Origin of the sequence: Mesorhizobium shangrilense, from assembly GCF_040537815.1 — a bacterium.
Lineage (GTDB): Bacteria > Pseudomonadota > Alphaproteobacteria > Rhizobiales > Rhizobiaceae > Mesorhizobium > Mesorhizobium shangrilense.
Genome location: NZ_JBEWSZ010000002.1, coordinates 492,855 through 511,709, shown reverse-complemented (window position 1 = coordinate 511,709; position 18,855 = coordinate 492,855). Strand labels below are relative to the sequence as shown.

The window sequence follows — 18,855 nt, the reverse complement described above, 5'->3', positions numbered from 1 at the left end:
CAACTTTTCTCCCCGTCACTATACGGGGAGAAATGTCCGGCAGGACAATGAGGGGCAGCGCCAAAGCCCGTGATGGTGCAATTCACCCGATGGCCTGCCACCAGTGGCTTTCATCCAACCACCATCCGCCCCCTCACCCAGACCATGGCGATGTTGGCGCGTGCCGCGTTGAGCACAATCTTCTGGAACACATCTTCAAGCGTATCATCAGCCGCGTTGATGTGGATATTCGAGGCCTTGGCCTTCGTATCGATCAGCAGCGCGTCGAATTCATGCCCGACACGAAAACTGCCCGTCGGCAGGTCGAGCGCTTCGGCGCCCCCGGCGGTCGCCAGCCAGAACGCCTCCTGATGGGTGATGGGCTCGCCGGGCGCGCCGCGCTGCTCGGGCGGCAGGCCGGCATGGACACCACTTTGCAGCGTCCTCGATGTCGACAGCGCATGCCGGCAGCCGTCGAACAGCGATGGGCTGTAGCCTCCGGAAATGTCCGTTCCGAGCCCGACATGCATCTGCCGGTCCAGTGCTGCGCGCAGCGGAAACGCTGCATTGGCGAAATAGACATTGGACAGCGGGCAATGGGCCACGCCCGCGCCCTTCTCCTTGATCAGGTCCATGTCCGGCTCATTGATGAAGTTCGAATGCGCCAGGATCGTATGGCGGGTGAGCAAGCCGAAGCCGCCCAGGCTCGCCGCATCGGTTTGGCCGAAGCGCGCCTCGACGAACTGCTTTGCCCAGTCGCTTTCTGAGCAATGCGTCTGCACATGGCAGCCGAATTCGGTCGCGAGCTCGCCCAGCCCCTGCAGTGCCGCATCGGTGCAGCTCGGGATGAAGCGTGGTGTGATCGCCGGCTGGACGAGCGGCCTCTCCTGCGGATCCAGCACCTTTACCGCCTCGATGAAACGCCTGGTGTCCGCCACCGCACTTGTCGCATCGGCATCGCGGTAGAAGGGCGGACATTGCTCAGGGTCGTCCATCGCCACCTTGCCGACCAGGGCGCGCTGGCCTTTTGCAAGACATGTCTCGGCAAGCGCCAGGCTGGCGTCGACATGGACCGTGGCGAAATAGAGCGCCGTCGTGGTTCCGTTGGCCAGAAGGTTGTCGACCAGGTCGGCGTAGACTTCGCGGGCATAGTCGACATCCGCGTAACGGGCCTCGAGCGGAAAGGTGTATTTCTGCAGCCAGACTTCGAGCGGCACATCCAGCGCCTTGCCCATCTGCGGCCACTGCGGCGCATGGATGTGCAGGTCGACGAGACCGGGCAGCAGGAACTGGCCATCGGCAAGCAGCACCAACGTGCCCGCCTGCCTGGCCGCGTTCGCTCTCGCTTCGTACTCCGGACGGCCAGGCGCCAGGATCTCAGCGATACGCCCCTGCGCATCGACGCTGAACAGATGATCCTGCAGCACTTCCAGCCGGCAGCGTTCCGGTGTGTGGAAGGCGGTCCCAATCAGCGTGAAGGGCTCTTTCGTCATGCATGGTCGCTCCGGCTAAGGTGCTGCGTGGCCTACTAAAAAACAGTTGGCAACCACTGCTGCCGCTGTCTTTCGGGCCTGACTGATCACATGATCGAACGATAAATTCCAGAGGGGGACACCATGGAACGCGTTGCACCAGAAATCACACTGATTGCCCAGCCGGACGATCCGCTGCCATGGGGGAAGGCCGCACTGCTCGGCCTCCAGCATGTGCTGGCGATGGACGTCTATATCGTGCCGTTCATCATCGCATCGGTGCTCGCCTTCAGCGTCGGCGATGCCGGCGCCTTCATCCAGTCGGCCTTCGTCGCGGCCGGTATCGCGACATTGATCCAGTCGCAGTTCCTGATGCGGTTGCCCGTGGTGCAAGGGCCGTCCTTCGTTCCGATCGGCGCGGTGCTGGCCATCGCGTTCGGAGCCGGCGGCGGCATTGGCAGCCTTTCCGCCGTGGTGGGCGCGCTTATCCCGGGCGCCATACTGGTCATGCTGCTGGGGTCGCCGACCAAGGTCTTCCATCGCCTCGTCAACCGATTCGTGCCGCCCATCGTCGGTGGCGCGATCATCATCGTCGTCGGCGTCGCCCTGATGCCGGTGGCGCTCAAGGAAAGCGTGTTCGCCGTCCACGGCACGGCAACCGTCGGCGGCAATATCATCCTCGCCTTCATCGCGGCGGCGGTGCTGGTCGGCTGCATGCTGGCCGGCATGGCGCTTGGCGCCAAGGGCAACTGGCTGCGCCTGCTCTCTGTGATCATCGCGCTCGCGGCCGGCAGCGCGGCCGCCGCCTTCATGGGCCAGCTGAACATGTCGGGCGTGTCCGCCGCGACCTGGTTTTCCATGCCGCGCATCGCGTTCTTCAACCTCGACGTGACGTTCTCGCTGTCGGCGACGCTGACGATGCTGATCGTCTACATCGTCGTTCTGGCCGAGACCACCGGCACCTGGTTTGCGGTTGGCGCCGTCATCGACAAGCCGCTGACGGATGACCAACTCGACAAGGGCGCCACCGGTGAAGGCCTCGGCTGCCTGATCAGCGCGCTGCTTTGCAGCACGCCGGTCACCGGCTACTCGTCCAATGCAGGCATCATCGCCATCACCGGCATCGCCAGCCGGGCCGCCTTTGCCGCGGCCGGCATCTTCCTGGTGCTGTTCGGGCTGATCGGCAAGCTCTCGGCGGTCATCGCGTCGATACCGGGACCGGTCATCGGTGGCGTCTTCGGCGTGCTCTGCGTCGTCATCGCCATGAACGGTTTTCGCGTTGTGCGCGGCACACCGCTGAACGAGAGGAACATGCTGGTCATCGGCCTTCCCATCCTCATGGCGCTGTTCGCCACGCTGGCGCCGCCGGATTTCGTGAAAACGCTTCCCGACCTGGTGCAGTATATCCTCGGCTCATCGATCGCATTCGGCGCCGTCTGGGCCATCGTGCTGCACCAGATCCTGCCGAACTCCCGGTAGACGATCATAAGGAGGACGGGCGGCCATGAGGCCGCCCGCAAGCGATGAACAGCCATCCCCCTGAAATCGACCTGCCGCATGGCCTACGCGAACTTCTCCATGGCTATACGTGGGACCTGCAGACGATCGGCCGTTCCGTCGCCGGCGTTTTTCGCCTGGAGGCCGAAGGCAAGCCAGCGCTGTTCCTCAAGACGGAACAGGCGAAGCCCTTTGCCGAACTCGCCGAAGAGGCGGCACGACTGCGCTGGCTTGCCGGCCAAGGCATCGCCTGCCCGCGCGCGATGGCCTTCGAGACGCATGCCGGCCGCGACTGGCTTCTCATGAGCGCCGTGGCGGGGCATGACCTGGTGTCGGCGCCGCCAGCCGATGCCGGCAACACGATCGACATCATGGCCGGCGCGCTGCGCGCATTGCATGCGCTCGATGTTCGTTCGTGCCCCTTCGACCACGGTCTCGACAAGCGGATCGCCATGGCGCGAGCCCGCATGGAGGCCGGCGAGGTCGACGAAAGCGATTTCGACGAGGAGCGGCAGGGGCGGACGGCGGCGGACGCCTTCGCCGAGCTTCTGTTATTGAGACCGGCGACGCAGGACCTTGTGGTAACGCATGGTGACGCCTGCCTGCCCAATGTCATGGCCGCCGAAGGTACATTCAGCGGATTCATCGACTGCGGCCGGCTGGGCGTCGCCGATCGCCACCAGGACCTTGCGCTTGCCTGCTGGAGCATCCGGCACAATCTCGGCGAGGCGTGGATACAGCCTTTCCTCGACAGCTATGGTTTTGTCGAGGCCGATCCGCTCAAGCTTGCCTGGTACAGGCTGCTCGACGAGTTTTTCTGAGCCGCAAGTGCCGTCCCGCCACGATCCGGCCTGTCTTGATTTTGTCATGTCACGGGTCTAAGCGGCGGGTGCACTGGGGGGTGCATTCGCGCCCCCCAGCAATCCGACACGACGCGTCCATCCGAACGCACCCTTTAATCCGGCAGGGGAGATCTGGCGATGATCAAGGCTTTCGTCGTGGACAATGATCGCCTGCGCGTCGTCGATGACCTCGTGCAGAATGGCGACAGCGTCGTCTGGGCGGACCTGCTCAACCCGACGAAGGAAGAAGAAGCAACCATCGAGAACTGGCTCGGCGTAGCCATCCCGACCCGCGAGGAGATGGAGGAGATCGAAATCTCCAGCCGCCTCTATGTCGAGGACGGCGCCTATTTCATGACCGCCACGCTGCCGGCCCAGACCGAGGTCGACGATCCGCTGATGTCGCCGGTCACCTTCGTGCTCGCCGGCACCAGGCTCATCACCGTGCGCTACCACGAGCCCAAGGCGTTCAAGACCTTTCCGCAGCGCGCCGAGAAGGTGGTGATGGGCTGCACCAGCGGCGACACCATCCTGATCGGACTGCTGGAGGCGATCGTCGACCGTCTCGCCGACATACTGGAACGCGCCGGCCGCGATATCGAGACCATCTCGCGCGACATCTTCCAGGCAACCTCGACCAAGGTTTCCAAGCGCAATCGCGATTTCCAGGAACTGCTCAAGGGCATCGGCCGCAAGGAGGACATCGCTTCCTCCGTGCGCGACAGCCTGATCTCGCTGCAGCGCCTGGCCGGCTTCTTTGCCCATGCCTCGACCCGCATGAAGATGAGCAAGGACACCAAGGCGCGCATCAAGACGCTGTCACGCGACGTGCTGTCACTCGCCGACCACGCCACCTTCCTGTCGCAGAAGATCTCCTTCCTGCTCGACGCGACGCTCGGCATGATCTCCATCGAGCAGAACGCCATCATCAAGATCTTCTCGGTCGCCGCCGTCATCTTCCTGCCGCCGACGCTGGTCGCCTCGATCTACGGCATGAATTTCGACATCATCCCCGAACTCAAATGGAACTTCGGCTACCCCTTCGCCATCGGCATGATGGTGCTGTCGGCGATCCTGCCCTACTGGTATTTCCGCCGTCGCGGCTGGCTCTGATGCGTTGCCTCGGCGTCCACCTCGGCTGCCTGGCGCACTAGAAAATACTTGACCTGACCGCGTCCGGCCTTCATCCGGGAACGCCGATCCGTCGCACCCGCATGTTCCTCACCGGATTTGAGAGATGACCGGAAAGACTTCTGTTCCCGCAAAGACCTGGACCTATGATGATTTCATCGAGGGCACGAAGCTCGACCTCGGCACGAAGCTGGTAAGCGCGCAAGAGATCATCGAATTCGCCGGGGAGTTCGACCCGCAGCCGATGCATCTCGACGAGGAAGCCGGCAAGGCCAGCATCCTCGGCGGCCTGGCTGCTTCGGGCTGGCACACCTGCGCCATGTTCATGCGCATGTGGTGCGACGCGTTCCTGCTGGATTCGACCTCGCAGGGCTCGCCCGGCATCGAGTATGTCAAATGGAAGAAGCCGGTGCTGGCTGGCGACACGCTGACCGGCCACAGCACCATCGTCGCCAAGCGCCTGTCCAAATCGAGGCCGCAGCTTGGCCTGATCACCATGCGGGCGGAGCTTTTCAACCAGCGTGGCGAAAGCGTCTTCGAACTCGAAAACACCGGCATGTTCCTCACGCGTGATGCTGCGGAGAACCTGTCATGACATTGGACGCGTTCTTCCGCATCGGCACCACCGTCACGCTCGGCTCGCACAGATTCGAGCCGGAGGAGATCAAGGCCTTCGCCCGCAAATACGACCCGCAGGTCTTCCATGTCGATGAAGAGGCGGCCAAGGCCAGCGTGCTCGGCGGCCTCTGCGCCTCCGGCTGGCACACCGCCGCCACCTGGATGAAATACAATCTTCAGGCAGGCATGGACGCCGAGGGCTGGACCGGCCCTGGCCCCGTGCCGGAATTCGGCCCCTCGCCCGGCTTCAAGAACCTGAAATGGCTGAAGCCGGTCTATGCCGGCGAGACGGTGACCTTCACCCGCACCGCCCTGTCCCACCGCCCCATCGCCTCACGCCCCGGCTGGCGACTGCTGGCGCTGCATTCGGACGCCTTCGATTCGACCGGCGACAAGGTGCTGGAGTTTGAGAGCGCCGTGCTGGTGAAGGTGGAGTAGAGGCAATGCCTCTTCCTTCTCCCCTTGTTGTGGGAGAAGGTGGCCTCGCGAAGCGAGGTCGGATGAGGGGTGCTCCAGCTTGGCACCGCCGACACTCCGTCCAGCACCCTTCAACCGTCTCGGCGCTGCGCGCCGATCCACCTTCAGGGGAGAAGGTAAAAACGCTCAATGCCCTTCGAACCCGATCAGTGTCCTTACCGGAACACCAAGCGCTTCAAGCTTGGCACGCCCGCCGAGATCCGGCAGGTCGATGACAAAGCAGGCGGCGAGGATGTCGGCACCGATCTGGCGCAGCAGCTTGACCGCCGCTTCCGCCGTGCCGCCGGTGGCAATGAGATCGTCGACCAGGATCACCTTTTCGCCGGGCGCCACGCCATCCTTGTGCATCTCCATCTCGTCCAGCCCGTATTCCAGGCTGTAGGCGACGCGCACAGTCTCGAAGGGCAGCTTGCCTTTCTTGCGGATCGGCACGAAGCCGGCCGAGAGCTGGTGGGCTACGGCGCCGCCGAGAATGAAGCCGCGCGCTTCGATGCCGGCGATCTTGTCGATCTTCTGGCCGGCATAGGGATGCACCAGCTCGTCGATGGCGCGGCGGAAGGCGCGCGCATTGCCAAGCAGCGTGGTGATGTCGCGAAACAATATGCCGGGCCTAGGATAGTCTGGAATGGTGCGGATCGCGGCAAGCAGCGTGTCTTCGAGCGAGGGTTTCATGAGGCGGCTCTCCGGATGATCCAGCTGACAGGTTTGACATGGCGCAAGGACCAATCGTGACCCTGCGCGACCGACAACGGCTAGCGCGATGTGGCGGCCGAGACAAGCGTATCCGGCAAAGGATTGATCGCGCTTGCCTTGTCCCACGCCTGGGCGGCGATCTTCCAGCTCCCCTCGCTCTTCACCAGGAGCATCATTTCGACCGAACAGCTGGTCTCGGCTCCATTCTCGGTCATCTCGGCGCCGGCGGCCGCGATCGCGATGTTGCCGAAGACATGGATATCGACTCCAACAACGGTCTCATCGAATGTCCTGAGCGACGTTTCTGACAGCTTGCGCATCCGCTCGACAAAGTCGGCAACCGATATCGGCTTTGCCGGACGGGCAGCAGGAAATAGGCAGGCGCCGGTCAGGAAATCACCGGTGAAATCGTCCCAGCCGGGAGCGCGCCCCTCACCCCAGCTCAGGCTTGCGAACTGGCGGGCGATGATGGCCCTGATCGCGTCCTCGTCTCTCTTGCTTTCGCTGTCCGACATGGGCACCCCTCGCAGACTACCTGAAACGGAGATTTTCGCGCGACAATTGTCCGATCGTGGTGCAGCCCATCAGCTTCATGCCGCGCTCGATCTCGACTCGCATCTGTTCCAGCGCTCGTTCGACGCCCGGCTGGCCCGCTGCCGCCAGCGGGAACAGATAGTAGCGGCCGACGCCGACGGCCTTGGCGCCGAGCGACAGCGCCTTGAGCACATGTGTGCCGCGCTGTACGCCGCCATCCATGATGACATCGATCCTGTCGCCGACGGCATCGACGATCTCGGCGAGTTGGTCGAACGCCGCCCGTGAGCCGTCCAGTTGCCGGCCACCATGGTTGGACAGCACGATGCCGCTGCAGCCAATCTCGACGGCGCGCTTGGCATCCTCCACCGACATGATGCCCTTGAGGCAGAACGGACCCGGCCACAGTCTGACCATCTCGGCAACGTCGTCCCAGGTCATCGACGGATCGAGCATCTCGGTGAAGTAGCGGCTGATCGACATCGTGCCGCCGCCCATGTCGACATGTTCGTCCAGTTGCGGCAGCTTGAACCCTTCATGGGTGAAGTAATTGATCGCCCAGGCCGGCTTCAGTGCGAACTGCAGCATGCCGGCGAGGCTGAGCCTGAAGGGAATGGCAAAGCCGGTGCGCTTGTCACGCTCGCGATTGCCCCCGGTGATGCTGTCGACGGTCAGCATCATCACCTCGACGCCAACCTCCCTCGCCCGCTGCATCATCGCCTTGTTGAGCCCGCGATCACGATGGAAATAGAACTGGTAGACCTGCGGGGCGCTGCTGATCTTGCGGGCCTCCTCGAGGCTGACGGTACCCAGCGAGGAAACGCCGAACATCGTTCCGTACTTGTCCGAAGCCCTGGCGACCGCGCGCTCGCCCTGGTGATGGAACAGGCGCTGCAGGGCGGTCGGCGAACAGTAGACCGGCATCGCCAGCTTCTGGCCCATGACCGTCACCGACATGTCGACCTCGCCGACGCCACGCAGTACGTTGGGAACCAGGTCGCAGTTCTCGAAGCTCTCGGTGTTGCGGCGATAGGTAACTTCGTCGTCCGCCGCGCCGTCGATATAGTTGAAGATCGGCCCCGGCAATCGCCTTTCCGCCATGCGGCGGAAGTCGGAAAAATTGTGACAGTCGCTGAGCCGCATCATCGAATTCCGAACGCATGGGGCGACAAGTCATTCGCCACCCTTCATGCCTCGAATATCAATCTGGTGTCCCGGTGCCAACGGGCTAGTTGCCGGCTGTCCGTCGCACATGGCAGCGATCATGGAAAAAGGGCGCCCGAGGCGCCCCTCTCGCCGACAATTGCCGCCGGAAGCCTCACATGCCGAGGTCGGAGCGAAGTTCAGCCTTGGCCACGTCGTACTCTGCCTTGAAGTCGTCCCGGTTGAGCAGGACAGCGGCAATGACGCTGCCCGAAATCTTGCCCATCTCGACATCGGACGGATAGTGGATGCCGCCGACGACGCGGTTGTGGGCATACTGCGCCGCGCGCGCCATGATCTCGGCGCGCTTTTCGGGAACCATGTCGGCAAGGATGATGCCCATCATGGTGCCGACGGTGGCGTGACCCGACGGCCAGGAGCCGGAGCTGGACAGCTTGACTGCAGGCTTCACAAGATCGCTGAGCTGATGCGGGCGCGGACGCTTCCACACATCCTTGGCCGGATCGACGACAGCACCCTCGGTGGCCACCACGCGATCGAAGAAGGCCGAAAATTTCGGCAGCGATTCCTTGTTGAACTTCGGCCCCATGACATCGGCGAAGCGCCAGACATTCTCCTCGGCATCGGCGACGGCACTGGCTACCATTTCCGGCGTGCGCGTGACCTGCAGCGTCAGCACTTCGCCGATCTCGGCCTTGGTCTGGGCGGAATCGTTGGCCGGTGGTGGCGGCAGGACCATCGTCAGGTCGATGTCCTTGTTGGTGACGAAGGGTTGAGCGTCGTCTGCCTGGGCGGCGGAGCCGATGACCAGCAGCAGGAGACCAGCCGCCAGCGATGCATATTTCTTCATGGGTGCAATCCTTTGTTGGGAATGACGCAGGATCGCCAGATGCGGTGACGGCCATGTGACGTGACCGCCTCCGGAAATGAAAAAGGGCGCCTCTCGGCGCCCTTTCTTGATCCTTGGCCGCGCGGCTTAGTGCGCCACGCCGTCCCACACCTTGCGCTTGGTGAGATAGACCAGGATGCCGAACACAAAGAGGAAGAACAACACGCGGAAGCCGGTCTTCTTGCGGTCTTCCATATGCGGCTCGGCCGCCCATGTCAGGAAGGCCGATACGTCGCGGGAATACTGTTCGACCGTCTGCGGCGCGCCATCGTCATAGGTCACCTGGCCGTCGGAGAGCGGCTTGGGCATCTTCAGCGAGACGCCGGACATGAAGTATGGGTTGTAGTGCGTGCCCTCTGGGATGACCATGCCGGCAGGCGGCGTCTGGTCGTAGCCGGTCAGCAGCGAGTGGATATAGTCCGGGCCGCCCGCGTCATACTGGGTGAAGATATCAAAGACGAACTGCGGAAAGCCGCGCTCGACGCCGCGCGCCTTGGCCAGCAGCGACATGTCGGGCGGGGCAGCGCCGCCGTTGGAAGCAGCGGCGGCCTGCTCATTGGCGAACGGCGCCGGGAAATGGTCGGACGGCTTGCCGGGACGGTCGAACATGTCGCCGGCATCGTTGGGGCCGTCATGGACGGTGTAGGTCGCCGCCAGCGACTTGACCTGGGCATCCGAGTAGCCAAGGTCCGACAGGGTGCGGAACGCCACCAGGTTCATCGAGTGGCAGGCCGAGCAGACTTCCTTGTAGACCTTCAGGCCGCGCTGCAGCTGGCCCTTGTCATAGGTGCCGAACGGTCCCGAGAAGCTCCAGCTCATCTCCTTGGGCTCGTTGATCGGGAAGTGCGTCGGTGCTGCGGCGTTGTGCGCCTCTTCGGCGGCGATCGCCCAGGTGCCAGCAGCCCCAGTGCCGACGGCCACAAGGCCGATCAGCGCCAGCGAGGTGAGAATCTTCTTCATGCCAAATCCCCTTAGATTCTCTACCCGCTCAGCCCTTGGTTTCCGGAGCCGCCGTGGCGCCCGCCGGATGTCCACTGCCGCCCTTGTTCTTTTCAAGCACCGCCTCGGTGATCGAGTTCGGCAGCCGCCGCGGCGTCTCGATGAGGCCGAGCACCGGAAGTGCGATCAGGAAGAACGCGAAGTAGAACAGCGTCGCCATCTGCGCCATGAACACATAGCTGCCTTCCGCGGGCTGCGAGCCCAGCCAGCCGAGCAGGATGGCGTCGGCCACGAACAGCCAGAAGAACAGCTTGTACCAGGGCCGGTAGACGGCCGAGCGCACCTTGGACGTGTCGAGCCACGGCACCAGGAACAGCATGACGATGGCGCCGAACATCAACAGCACGCCGCCGAGCTTGGAGTTGATCGGCCCGACATTGAAGGTGATGGCGCGCAGGATCGCGTAGAACGGCAGGAAGTACCATTCAGGCACGATATGGGCCGGCGTCTTCAGCGGGTTGGCAACCGTGTAGTTGTCCGGATGGCCGAGATAGTTCGGCAGGTAGAAGACGAAATAGGCGAAGAAGAACAGGAACACGATCATGCCGAACGCGTCCTTGATGGTCGCGTAAGGTGTGAAGGCGACGGTGTCGGTCTTCGACTTGACCTCGATGCCGGTCGGGTTCGACTGGCCGACCACATGCAGCGCCCAGATGTGCAGCACGACGACGCCGGCGATCATGAACGGCAGCAGGTAATGCAGCGCGAAGAAGCGGTTCAGCGTCGGATTGTCGACGGCGAAACCGCCGAGCAGCAGTTCCTGGATCCAGTTGCCGACCAGCGGGATGGCCGAGAAGAAGCCGGTGATGACGGTGGCGCCCCAGAAGCTCATCTGGCCCCACGGCAGCACATAACCCATGAAGCCGGTCGCCATCATCAAGAGATAGATGATGCAGCCGAGGATCCACAGCAGTTCGCGCGGCGCCTTGTAGGAGCCGTAATAGAGACCACGGAAGATGTGGATATAGACGGCGACGAAGAAGAACGACGCGCCGTTCGAATGCATGTAGCGCAGCAGCCAGCCCGAATTCACGTCGCGCATGATCTTTTCGACCGAGCCGAAGGCGAGATTGGTGTCTGCCGTATAGTGCATGGCCAGCACGACGCCGGTGAGGATCTGCGCCACCAGCATGATCGACAGGATGCCGCCGAAGGTCCACGCATAGTTCAGGTTGCGCGGCACCGGATAGGAGACAAAGGAATCATGGATCAGCCGCGGCAGCGGCATGCGGGCGTCGAACCAGCGTTCGATACCGGTCTTGGGCGTATAGGTCGAGTGTCCCTCGCTCATGGAAATATCCCCCTGCCTCAACCGATAAGGATCTTGGTATCGGAAATGAACTTGAATACCGGCACAGCCATGTTCTCGGGCGCCGGTCCTTTGCGGATGCGGCCGGCGGTGTCGTATTGCGAACCGTGGCACGGGCAGAACCAGCCGCCGAAATCGCCTTCCTGACCGAGTGGAATGCAGCCCAGATGGGTGCAGACCTGAACCATCACCATCCAGGCTTCCTTGCCGGGCGTGGTGCGGTTGGCGTCGGTCGCCGGCGCATCGGACGGCAGATTGGCGTTGCGCGCGATCGGATCCTTGAGATCGGCCAGATTGACCGCTTCGCCGTCCTTCATCTCTTTCTCGGTGCGATTGCGCACCACGACCGGCTTGCCGCGCCATTTGACGATCAGCGACATGCCCGGCGTCAGCGAGCCAACGTCGACTTCGACCGAAGCAAGCGCCAGCGTCGACGCGTCCGGGCGCATCTGGTCGATGAACGGCCATGCGAAGGCACCAGCGCCGACCACTGCGGCCATGCCGGTGGCGACGTAGAGAAAGTCTCGACGATTGGGATCGTGGATTTCGGTTGCGCTCACGGGTGCCTGATCCTTTCGCCTCTTCCGCGCCGGTGGCTGAGCCTTGTTCCCCGCTCATTCACGCCAACCCGACAGCGCATGGCGAACAGGCTAGCGAATTCCTCCGGCATTTGGACTTCGGTTTATGCGTGAAGCCCGTTTTTGTCCAGACGGGTGAAGGCACATGGGCAGATTGTCGCGGGGACAAAATACCCTATCGCGCGACAAGACGGCGAATGGCCGGAAAACACCGCTAAACAACAGGGAAACAACCGCAAATCCAGCGCCCTTGTTCGCCTCGACACAAGACGCCGGCCGGGTCTATCCTGCCTCCCATGGCGCATGTCATCGATCGCGAGGAATGGGCCGTTCGTCCCGACCGCTGGAAGGGCGAACTGCAATGCGGTGGCTACGGCTCGAACTCCTGCCTGATCTTCAACTACCTGCCCGATTCTGGCGGCGGCCCGAGGCTGCACAAGCATCCCTATGCGGAGATTTTCATCATCCGTCAGGGAACCGGCCTGTTCACGATCGGCGACAAGGAAATCGAGGCCTCCGCCGGCCAGATCGTCATCGTGCCGCCCGACACGCCGCACAAATTCACCAATCTCGGTCCGGGCCCGCTGGAGACGACCGACATCCACGAGAACGGTACGTTCATCACCGAATGGCTGGAGTGAACATCACTTCGCGCCGAGCCTGACCAGAACGGCCTTTGGGATATCGTATTCGCGGATCACGCCGTCATGCTTGCGCAGGCCGCACAGTTCGCGCTGGATGAAATAGCCGTGCACGGCTTCTGCCGCCTCTTTGAGCAGCCGGGGCCGCCGCTCGGCGTCACCATTGTCGCGAAGCCTCGCCAATGTCTCTTCGACGCGCTGACCGGCGCGACCGAGCGCGGCCGCCTTTTCGGCGAGGATTTCATGGCCGAGTGCGTCGAAGGCGGCTTCCGCCGCCGAAGTGCCGGCAAGATGAGACGGGGGGCGCAGTGACATCTCAGCTTCCTTTCCCATATCCGGAGAGCATCATGCGGTGCGTGACGAATTCTTCGCCCGCCACGCGCTGGAAGCCAAGCCCCTCATAGAAAGGAAAGGCTTCCTTCGGCGCACGGGTGTTGAGGACGGCGAAATATTGGCGTGCCCTGTCGATGACGGTTTCGACCAGCATGCGGCCAACACCGTTGCGGCGATGACCCGCACTGACAAACAGGTGCCGGACTCGCCCCTGGCTTCTGTCCTCGAAATAGGGATCGATGTTCAACCCGCACACACCGGCAAGATCCCGGCCGTGCCAGGCGCCGAACAGCGCCTCGCCGCGTTTCAGGAACTTGTTGCGGCCGCTTGCCCAGCCATCCGCAAGGCGCACCAGCATCCAGTACCCTTCCAGCCGGCTCTCTTCCTTCAGCGCGTCGAAGGCCGGCACGGTCGGCCGAAGCCGCCTGAGCACATAGAAGCTCTGCGCCAGTCCGCTCACGTTGCTACTCCGCCGGCCTCGTCTCTTCCAGCACGCTGTCCTCATGATACAGGAAGCCGCCGGACTGGCGCTTCCACAGCCGCGCATAGAGCCCGTCCAGCGCCACCAGTTCGTCATGCGTGCCCTGTTCGACGATGCGACCACCGTCGAGCACCACCAGCCGGTCGAGCGCGGCGATGGTCGACAGCCGGTGGGCGATGGCGATGACCGTCTTTCCTTCCATCAGCCGCGTCAGGTTTTCCTGGATGGCCGCCTCGATGTCGGAATCGAGCGCTGAAGTCGCCTCGTCCAGCACAAGGATCGGCGCGTCCTTGAGGAAGACGCGCGCGATCGCCACGCGCTGGCGCTGGCCGCCCGACAATTTCACGCCGCGCTCGCCGACAAACGCCTCATAGCCAACGCGGTCACGATTGTCGCGCAGGTTCAGGATGAACTCGTGCGCCTCTGCCTTCCTGGCCGCCGCAATCACCTCGGCGTCGGTTGCGTCGGGCATGCCGAGCTTGATGTTGTCGCGCAGCGAACGGTGGAACAGCGCGGTGTCCTGGCTGACGACGCCGATATTGGCGCGCAGCGAATTCTGCGTGACCTTGGAGACGTCCTGTCCGTCGATGGTGATCTTGCCGCTCTCGAGGTCGTAGAGCCGCAGGATCAGATTGACCAGCGTCGTCTTGCCCGCGCCGGACGGTCCGACCAGCCCGACCTTTTCGCCCGGCCGCACGACAAGGTCGATTCCGTTGAGCACGCCGGAACCCTTGCCGTAGTGGAATTCGAGATTCCGGACATCGATGCGTCCGCCTGTCACGACCAGTTCCTTGGCGTCGGGCCCATCGACCAGCCCGAGCGGCTGCGAGATCAGCGCCTTGGAGTTCTCCAGCACGCCAAGATTTCTGAGAATGCCGTTGAGCTGCATCATCAGCCGGCCGAGCAGCATGTTGAGCCGCAACACCAGCGACAGCGTGAAGGCGACGGCGCCGACGGTGATCGAGCCTTCGACCCAGAGATAGACGGCAAAGCAGGCGATGACCGTGATCATGAAGCCCGACAGCGTCGTCAGCGCCATCCGCACGCCGGTCAGCCGGCGCGTGAACGGGCGCAGCGCGTCGAGATAGATGTCGAAGCCGCTGCGGATATAGCGGTCGTCACCATCGGCGGAAAACAGTTTCAGCGTCTGCACGTTCGAATAGGAATCGACGATGCGGCCATTGATCATCGAGCCGGCTTCGGCGGTTGCCTCGGCATGCTTGCGGATCGCCGGCAGATAGAATTTTGCCAGCAAGCCGAAGGCCGAGATCCAGACCACCACCAGCGCCGCCAAGCGCAGGTCAAGTCCGGCGACCACCGCCAGCGTCGTCACTGTGTAGACGACCATGAACCAGACGACCTCGATGAAGCTTTCCATCAGGTCGCCGGTTGCCTGCCCCGCCTGCCAGACCTTGGTGGCGATGCGCCCAGCGAAATCGTTCTGGAAGAAGGCGTAGGACTGGCGCGACACATGCCGGTGCGCCTGCCAGCGCACCAGATTGTAGAAGCCCGGCGTGATCGTCTGTTCGTCGACCAGCGCTGAAAGCCCGACGACGATGGTGCGGATGACGAGAACCACCACGACCATGAACACAAGTTCAGGGCCGGCGGCATGCCACAAGGCTTGCCAGCTTCGCGGCGCCGGCAACTGGTCGAGAATGTCGACCAGCCGCCCGACGAAGTAGAACAGCCCGGCTTCGACCAGCGGCGCGATGCCGCCGATGACCAGCATGGCGAAAAAGGCGAACTTCGCCTGTCCGACGTAATGCCAGATGAAGCCGCCGACGCTGGCCGGAGGCCGAAGGTTCGCCGGCTCCCGAAACGGATAAACCCAGTTCTCGAACCAGCGATAAATGGCAGTCATCATGCGGCAGCCATCATTCTGCGGCTTGTCCCTTGGCAAGTGCGTCGTTGGCGGCGTCAACCGGACCGTCCTCGAGCAGGAAGCCGCCCGACTGCCGTTGCCACAGCTGCGCATAGAGCCCGCCCCTGGCGACGAGCTCGTCATGCGAACCTTCCTCGATGATCCGGCCCTTGTCCATCACCACCAGCCTGTCCATGGCGGCGATGGTCGACAGCCGGTGGGCGATGGCGATGACGGTCTTGCCTTGCATCAGCTTGTAGAGGTTCTCCTGGATGGCGGCCTCCGCCTCGGAATCGAGCGCAGACGTCGCCTCGTCGAGAATGAGGATCGGCGCGTCCTTCAGCATAACGCGGGCAATGGCGATGCGTTGCCGCTGGCCGCCGGACAATTTGACGCCGCGGTCACCGACATGGGCATCGAATCCCTTGCGGTCACTGGCATCGGAAAGCCCGCCGATGAAATCCAGCGCCTCGGCGCGCCGCGCCGCCTCGACGAGCATCTCGTCCGACGCATCGGGCCGGCCATAGAGGATGTTCTCGCGCACCGAACGATGCAGCAGCGAGGTATCCTGCGTGACCATGCCGATTTGCGCGCGCAGCGAATCCTGCTTCACACCAGCGATCTCCTGGCCGTCGATCAGGATCTTGCCGCTCTCCAGATCGTAGAAACGCAAGAGGAGGTTGACCAGCGTCGACTTGCCCGCACCCGAGCGGCCGACGATGCCGACCTTTTCGCCCGGCTTCACCGCCAGCGACAAGCCCTCGATGACACCCTTCTGCTTGCCATAGTGGAAGCCGATGTTGTCGAAGCGGATCTCGCCCTTGGAAACGGCGATATCCCCGGCATCCGGCCTGTCCTCGACAAGGCGCGGCAATGAGATCGAGGCGATGCCGTCCTGCACCGTGCCGATGTTCTCGAACAGGCCCGACATTTCCCACATGATCCACTGCGACATGCCCCACAGCCTCAGCACTAGGCCGATGACCACGGCGACAGCGCCGATCGTCACGGCCTGGTTCAGCCATAGCCACAGCGAGATCGCTGTGACCGAGAACAGCAGCAGCGAATTCATGATGTAGAGCAGGCCGTAAAGCACCGTCACCAGCCGCATCGACCGGTAGACCGTGTCGAGGAAGCCGCCCATGCCCTCCTTGGCGAAGGACGCTTCGCGGCGCGCGTGGCTGAACAGCTTGACCGTCTGGATGTTGGAGTAGCTGTCGACGACGCGACCGGTCATGATCGAGCGCGCATTGGCCTGCTCCTCGCCGACCTTGCCCAGCCGCGGGATGAAATAGCGCAGCAAAAGGATGTAGCTGATCAGCCAGACGCCAAGCGGCGCCGCCAGCCGCAGATCGGCCGAGCCAACGATGAACAGCATGCCGAGGAAATAGACGATGACGTAGTTGAGCACGTCGATCAGCTTGATGACGCATTCGCGCACGGCGAGCGCCGTCTGCATCAGCTTGGTGGCGATGCGGCCGGCAAACTCGTCCTGGTAGAAGCTCATCGACTGCTTGAGCAGATAGCGGTGCACCTGCCAGCGGATGCGCATGGGATAGTTGCCCATCAGCGTCTGCTGGTTGAGCAGCGAATGGAACCATACCGTACCCGGCAGCGCGAACAGCACGACGAAGGCCATGCCGGCGAGCTTCCAGGCTTCGGTCTGCAGGAAGGTCTCGCGGTTCTGCCCGGATAGCCAGTCGACGATGCGGCCGAGGAAGCCGAACATCCACACTTCGGCAATAGCGATGGCTGTCACCAGCACCGCGTCGGTCAGGATATAGGGCCACGCGCCGCGCGTGTAGTGCACGCAAAAGGCAACCAGCGTCTTCGGCGGCTCGACCGGTTCCGCTGCCGGGAACGGATCGAGCCTCTTTTCAAACCAGGCAAACATTATCGGTACTCTTCAATATGAATATGCAAGGGATCGGCAGTACCGGTCCCGGCTATGCGGCAAGCGAGCGTACGTCATCCAAGACCGGCGACTCGGATTCACCCGAGTCGCCGGTCTTGCTTCGCCCAATATAGGGTGACGACGACGTTTCGCCGACAGGCTGGTTCGACGATGCTGACGCCACACTGGCAACAGCGCGGTTCTTCGGTCGGATCAGCCGGATGATCCGCCGCACCAGCGACGGACGGCTCGGGTCGGGAACCGCGCGCGAGAAATCGACGTCCGGCAGCATGCCGCGATGCGGACGGCGGCGTGTCTGGGCATGAACCGCCGACGAGTAGGTTTCGCCGATCAGCAGCGCCCAGGTCGCCACCTTCTGCTCGTGCAGGCTTCTTGAGCCGGGTATTCTGTAGGGATCGAACATCGGTCCGTCCTCCGTGTGAAAATAGAGATAAAAAGGCGAAGCAAAGTCGTCCGCCGGCATTCGGCCGGAGGTACGGATTGCATCGATCCGGACACGACAAGTGTCGGTCTGGATACGTTCAGGTGGGGCGTTCAGCCCTTTTGACTTTTTGAAAAACATCGCAGGATTCCCTCGAGAGCCGAAAAAGCGTTTCGGCGGGAATCGGTGCGATCAAGTCTTAGAGAGTCAGGAGAATCGTCGTACCGAAACCGCCGTGGAGCGTACAAGTCCACGAGAGGGGCGCTGGATGTGCATGGTCATCATGAATTACCCCTCCATCGGTTCGGGTTGACAATGATCGGCGTATACAAGACTTCGCAGAAAATGGCCACCCGCAGGTCCAGGAATTTCCAAAACCGCCGGATTCCTGTGGCCGATCTGCCACTTATTAGAAGGATGTGGAAATGAACAACCGTCTCCGCATCGCGCTCTACCAGCCGGACATCGCCGGCAACACCGGGACAATCCTGCGCTTCGCCGCGTGCCTCGGCCTTGGCGTCGACATCATCGAACCCGCGGGATTCCCGCTCTCCGACCGGGCGTTGAAACGGGCCGGGATGGATTACATCGAAATGGCTGACCTGACCCGGCACGCCGACTGGAACGCCTTCCAGGGCTGGCGCAAGGCTGCGGCGCGGCGGCTGGTGCTGCTGTCGACCAAAGCCGCTATTTCCTACACCGACTTCGCTTTTGCCGGTGGCGACATCCTGCTGTTCGGCCGTGAATCGGCAGGCGTGCCGGATGCGGTCCATGAGGCGGCGCAAGCGCGGTTGATCATCCCGATGCAGCCAGGCGCGCGCAGCATCAATGTCGCGCTGTCCGTCGCCATGGTGGCGGGCGAAGCCATCCGGCAGCTTGGATAAAGGTTCGCCGGCAAGGCCCTCACCCGTCATCTTGACCCAGGCGCACATCGCCTTCTCCTTCATTTGCACATCCAGGGTTTCTTCGCTACAAGCTCAACTTAACTTGAGGTCAAGCAGAAAAATCGGGGCGGAAA

Annotated in this window: 20 protein-coding genes; 7 read left to right on the top strand and 13 right to left on the bottom strand. The window is 62.9% G+C overall.

Annotated elements, in window-relative coordinates; translation table 11 throughout:
- Window positions 1-110: 110 nt before the first annotated feature.
- The gene (gene guaD, locus ABVQ20_RS27090; RefSeq protein WP_354462722.1) at window positions 111-1,472 is read right to left on the bottom strand and encodes a guanine deaminase; all 1,362 of its coding nucleotides are present in this window, start codon (window positions 1,470-1,472) and stop codon (window positions 111-113) included.
- A gap of 123 nt (window positions 1,473-1,595) precedes the next feature.
- Between guaD and ABVQ20_RS27085 the strand changes: the two genes are divergently transcribed.
- The 5 genes from ABVQ20_RS27085 to ABVQ20_RS27065 all read left to right on the top strand — a co-directional run bounded on the left by ABVQ20_RS27085 (window position 1,596) and on the right by ABVQ20_RS27065 (window position 5,977).
- Window positions 1,596-2,930, top strand: coding sequence for a uracil-xanthine permease family protein (locus ABVQ20_RS27085; RefSeq protein WP_354462721.1), 1,335 nt, complete (start codon window positions 1,596-1,598; stop codon window positions 2,928-2,930).
- A gap of 44 nt (window positions 2,931-2,974) precedes the next feature.
- Window positions 2,975-3,769, top strand: a complete 795-nt coding sequence (locus tag ABVQ20_RS27080; protein WP_354462720.1) for an APH(3')-II family aminoglycoside O-phosphotransferase — start codon at window positions 2,975-2,977, stop codon at window positions 3,767-3,769.
- 159 nt (window positions 3,770-3,928) lie between these two features.
- Complete coding sequence (gene corA, locus ABVQ20_RS27075) at window positions 3,929-4,903, top strand: magnesium/cobalt transporter CorA (RefSeq protein WP_354462719.1); 975 nt, start codon at window positions 3,929-3,931, stop codon at window positions 4,901-4,903.
- A 124-nt stretch (window positions 4,904-5,027) separates the two neighbouring features.
- On the top strand, window positions 5,028-5,516 hold the full coding sequence (locus ABVQ20_RS27070) for a MaoC family dehydratase (protein WP_354462718.1): 489 nt from the start codon (window positions 5,028-5,030) through the stop codon (window positions 5,514-5,516).
- The gene (locus ABVQ20_RS27065) at window positions 5,513-5,977 is read left to right on the top strand and encodes a MaoC family dehydratase (protein WP_354462717.1); all 465 of its coding nucleotides are present in this window, start codon (window positions 5,513-5,515) and stop codon (window positions 5,975-5,977) included. The genes ABVQ20_RS27070 and ABVQ20_RS27065 overlap by 4 nt, the downstream gene beginning before the upstream one ends.
- A gap of 165 nt (window positions 5,978-6,142) precedes the next feature.
- Here ABVQ20_RS27065 and ABVQ20_RS27060 read toward each other — a convergent pair whose 3' ends face one another.
- The 7 genes from ABVQ20_RS27060 to petA form a co-directional block, all read right to left on the bottom strand.
- Window positions 6,143-6,688, bottom strand: coding sequence for an adenine phosphoribosyltransferase (locus ABVQ20_RS27060; RefSeq protein ID WP_354462716.1), 546 nt, complete (start codon window positions 6,686-6,688; stop codon window positions 6,143-6,145).
- 80 nt (window positions 6,689-6,768) lie between these two features.
- A complete protein-coding gene (locus ABVQ20_RS27055; protein WP_354462715.1) occupies window positions 6,769-7,224 on the bottom strand; it encodes a hypothetical protein in 456 nt (151 codons plus the stop codon).
- A 16-nt stretch (window positions 7,225-7,240) separates the two neighbouring features.
- Complete coding sequence (locus ABVQ20_RS27050; RefSeq protein WP_354462714.1) at window positions 7,241-8,386, bottom strand: alpha-hydroxy acid oxidase; 1,146 nt, start codon at window positions 8,384-8,386, stop codon at window positions 7,241-7,243.
- A 175-nt stretch (window positions 8,387-8,561) separates the two neighbouring features.
- Window positions 8,562-9,257 carry an acid phosphatase gene (locus ABVQ20_RS27045; RefSeq protein ID WP_354462713.1) on the bottom strand — a complete coding sequence of 232 codons (696 nt, stop codon included), beginning with the start codon at window positions 9,255-9,257 and terminating at the stop codon, window positions 8,562-8,564.
- A 126-nt stretch (window positions 9,258-9,383) separates the two neighbouring features.
- Window positions 9,384-10,256 (bottom strand): cytochrome c1, encoded by an 873-nt coding sequence (locus tag ABVQ20_RS27040; protein WP_354462712.1) that lies wholly within the window; start codon window positions 10,254-10,256, stop codon window positions 9,384-9,386.
- Between the two features lie 28 nt (window positions 10,257-10,284).
- Window positions 10,285-11,586, bottom strand: a complete 1,302-nt coding sequence (locus ABVQ20_RS27035; RefSeq protein ID WP_354462711.1) for a cytochrome b — start codon at window positions 11,584-11,586, stop codon at window positions 10,285-10,287.
- Window positions 11,587-11,603: 17 nt separating this feature from the next.
- Entirely contained in the window at window positions 11,604-12,164 is a 561-nt protein-coding gene (petA, locus tag ABVQ20_RS27030; protein WP_354462710.1) for a ubiquinol-cytochrome c reductase iron-sulfur subunit, read from the bottom strand.
- A gap of 314 nt (window positions 12,165-12,478) precedes the next feature.
- Here petA and ABVQ20_RS27025 point away from each other — a divergent pair, with 314 nt between their 5' ends.
- Complete coding sequence (locus tag ABVQ20_RS27025; protein ID WP_354462709.1) at window positions 12,479-12,823, top strand: cupin domain-containing protein; 345 nt, start codon at window positions 12,479-12,481, stop codon at window positions 12,821-12,823.
- 3 nt (window positions 12,824-12,826) lie between these two features.
- Here the strand turns inward: ABVQ20_RS27025 and ABVQ20_RS27020 are convergent, their stop codons facing one another.
- From ABVQ20_RS27020 to ABVQ20_RS27000, 5 genes are read right to left on the bottom strand one after another with little or no spacing between them, the layout of a single operon-like run.
- Window positions 12,827-13,138 (bottom strand): DUF6665 family protein, encoded by a 312-nt coding sequence (locus ABVQ20_RS27020; RefSeq protein ID WP_354462708.1) that lies wholly within the window; start codon window positions 13,136-13,138, stop codon window positions 12,827-12,829.
- A gap of 1 nt (window position 13,139) precedes the next feature.
- On the bottom strand, window positions 13,140-13,616 hold the full coding sequence (locus ABVQ20_RS27015) for a GNAT family N-acetyltransferase (protein ID WP_354462707.1): 477 nt from the start codon (window positions 13,614-13,616) through the stop codon (window positions 13,140-13,142).
- 4 nt (window positions 13,617-13,620) lie between these two features.
- Window positions 13,621-15,504, bottom strand: a complete 1,884-nt coding sequence (locus ABVQ20_RS27010; protein ID WP_354462706.1) for an ABC transporter ATP-binding protein — start codon at window positions 15,502-15,504, stop codon at window positions 13,621-13,623.
- A 10-nt stretch (window positions 15,505-15,514) separates the two neighbouring features.
- Window positions 15,515-17,395 (bottom strand): ABC transporter ATP-binding protein, encoded by a 1,881-nt coding sequence (locus tag ABVQ20_RS27005; RefSeq protein WP_354462705.1) that lies wholly within the window; start codon window positions 17,393-17,395, stop codon window positions 15,515-15,517.
- A 52-nt stretch (window positions 17,396-17,447) separates the two neighbouring features.
- The gene (locus ABVQ20_RS27000) at window positions 17,448-17,819 is read right to left on the bottom strand and encodes a hypothetical protein (protein WP_354462704.1); all 372 of its coding nucleotides are present in this window, start codon (window positions 17,817-17,819) and stop codon (window positions 17,448-17,450) included.
- Between the two features lie 443 nt (window positions 17,820-18,262).
- Between ABVQ20_RS27000 and ABVQ20_RS26995 the strand changes: the two genes are divergently transcribed.
- Window positions 18,263-18,721, top strand: a complete 459-nt coding sequence (locus tag ABVQ20_RS26995) for a tRNA (cytidine(34)-2'-O)-methyltransferase (RefSeq protein WP_354462703.1) — start codon at window positions 18,263-18,265, stop codon at window positions 18,719-18,721.
- Window positions 18,722-18,855 lie beyond the last annotated feature (134 nt).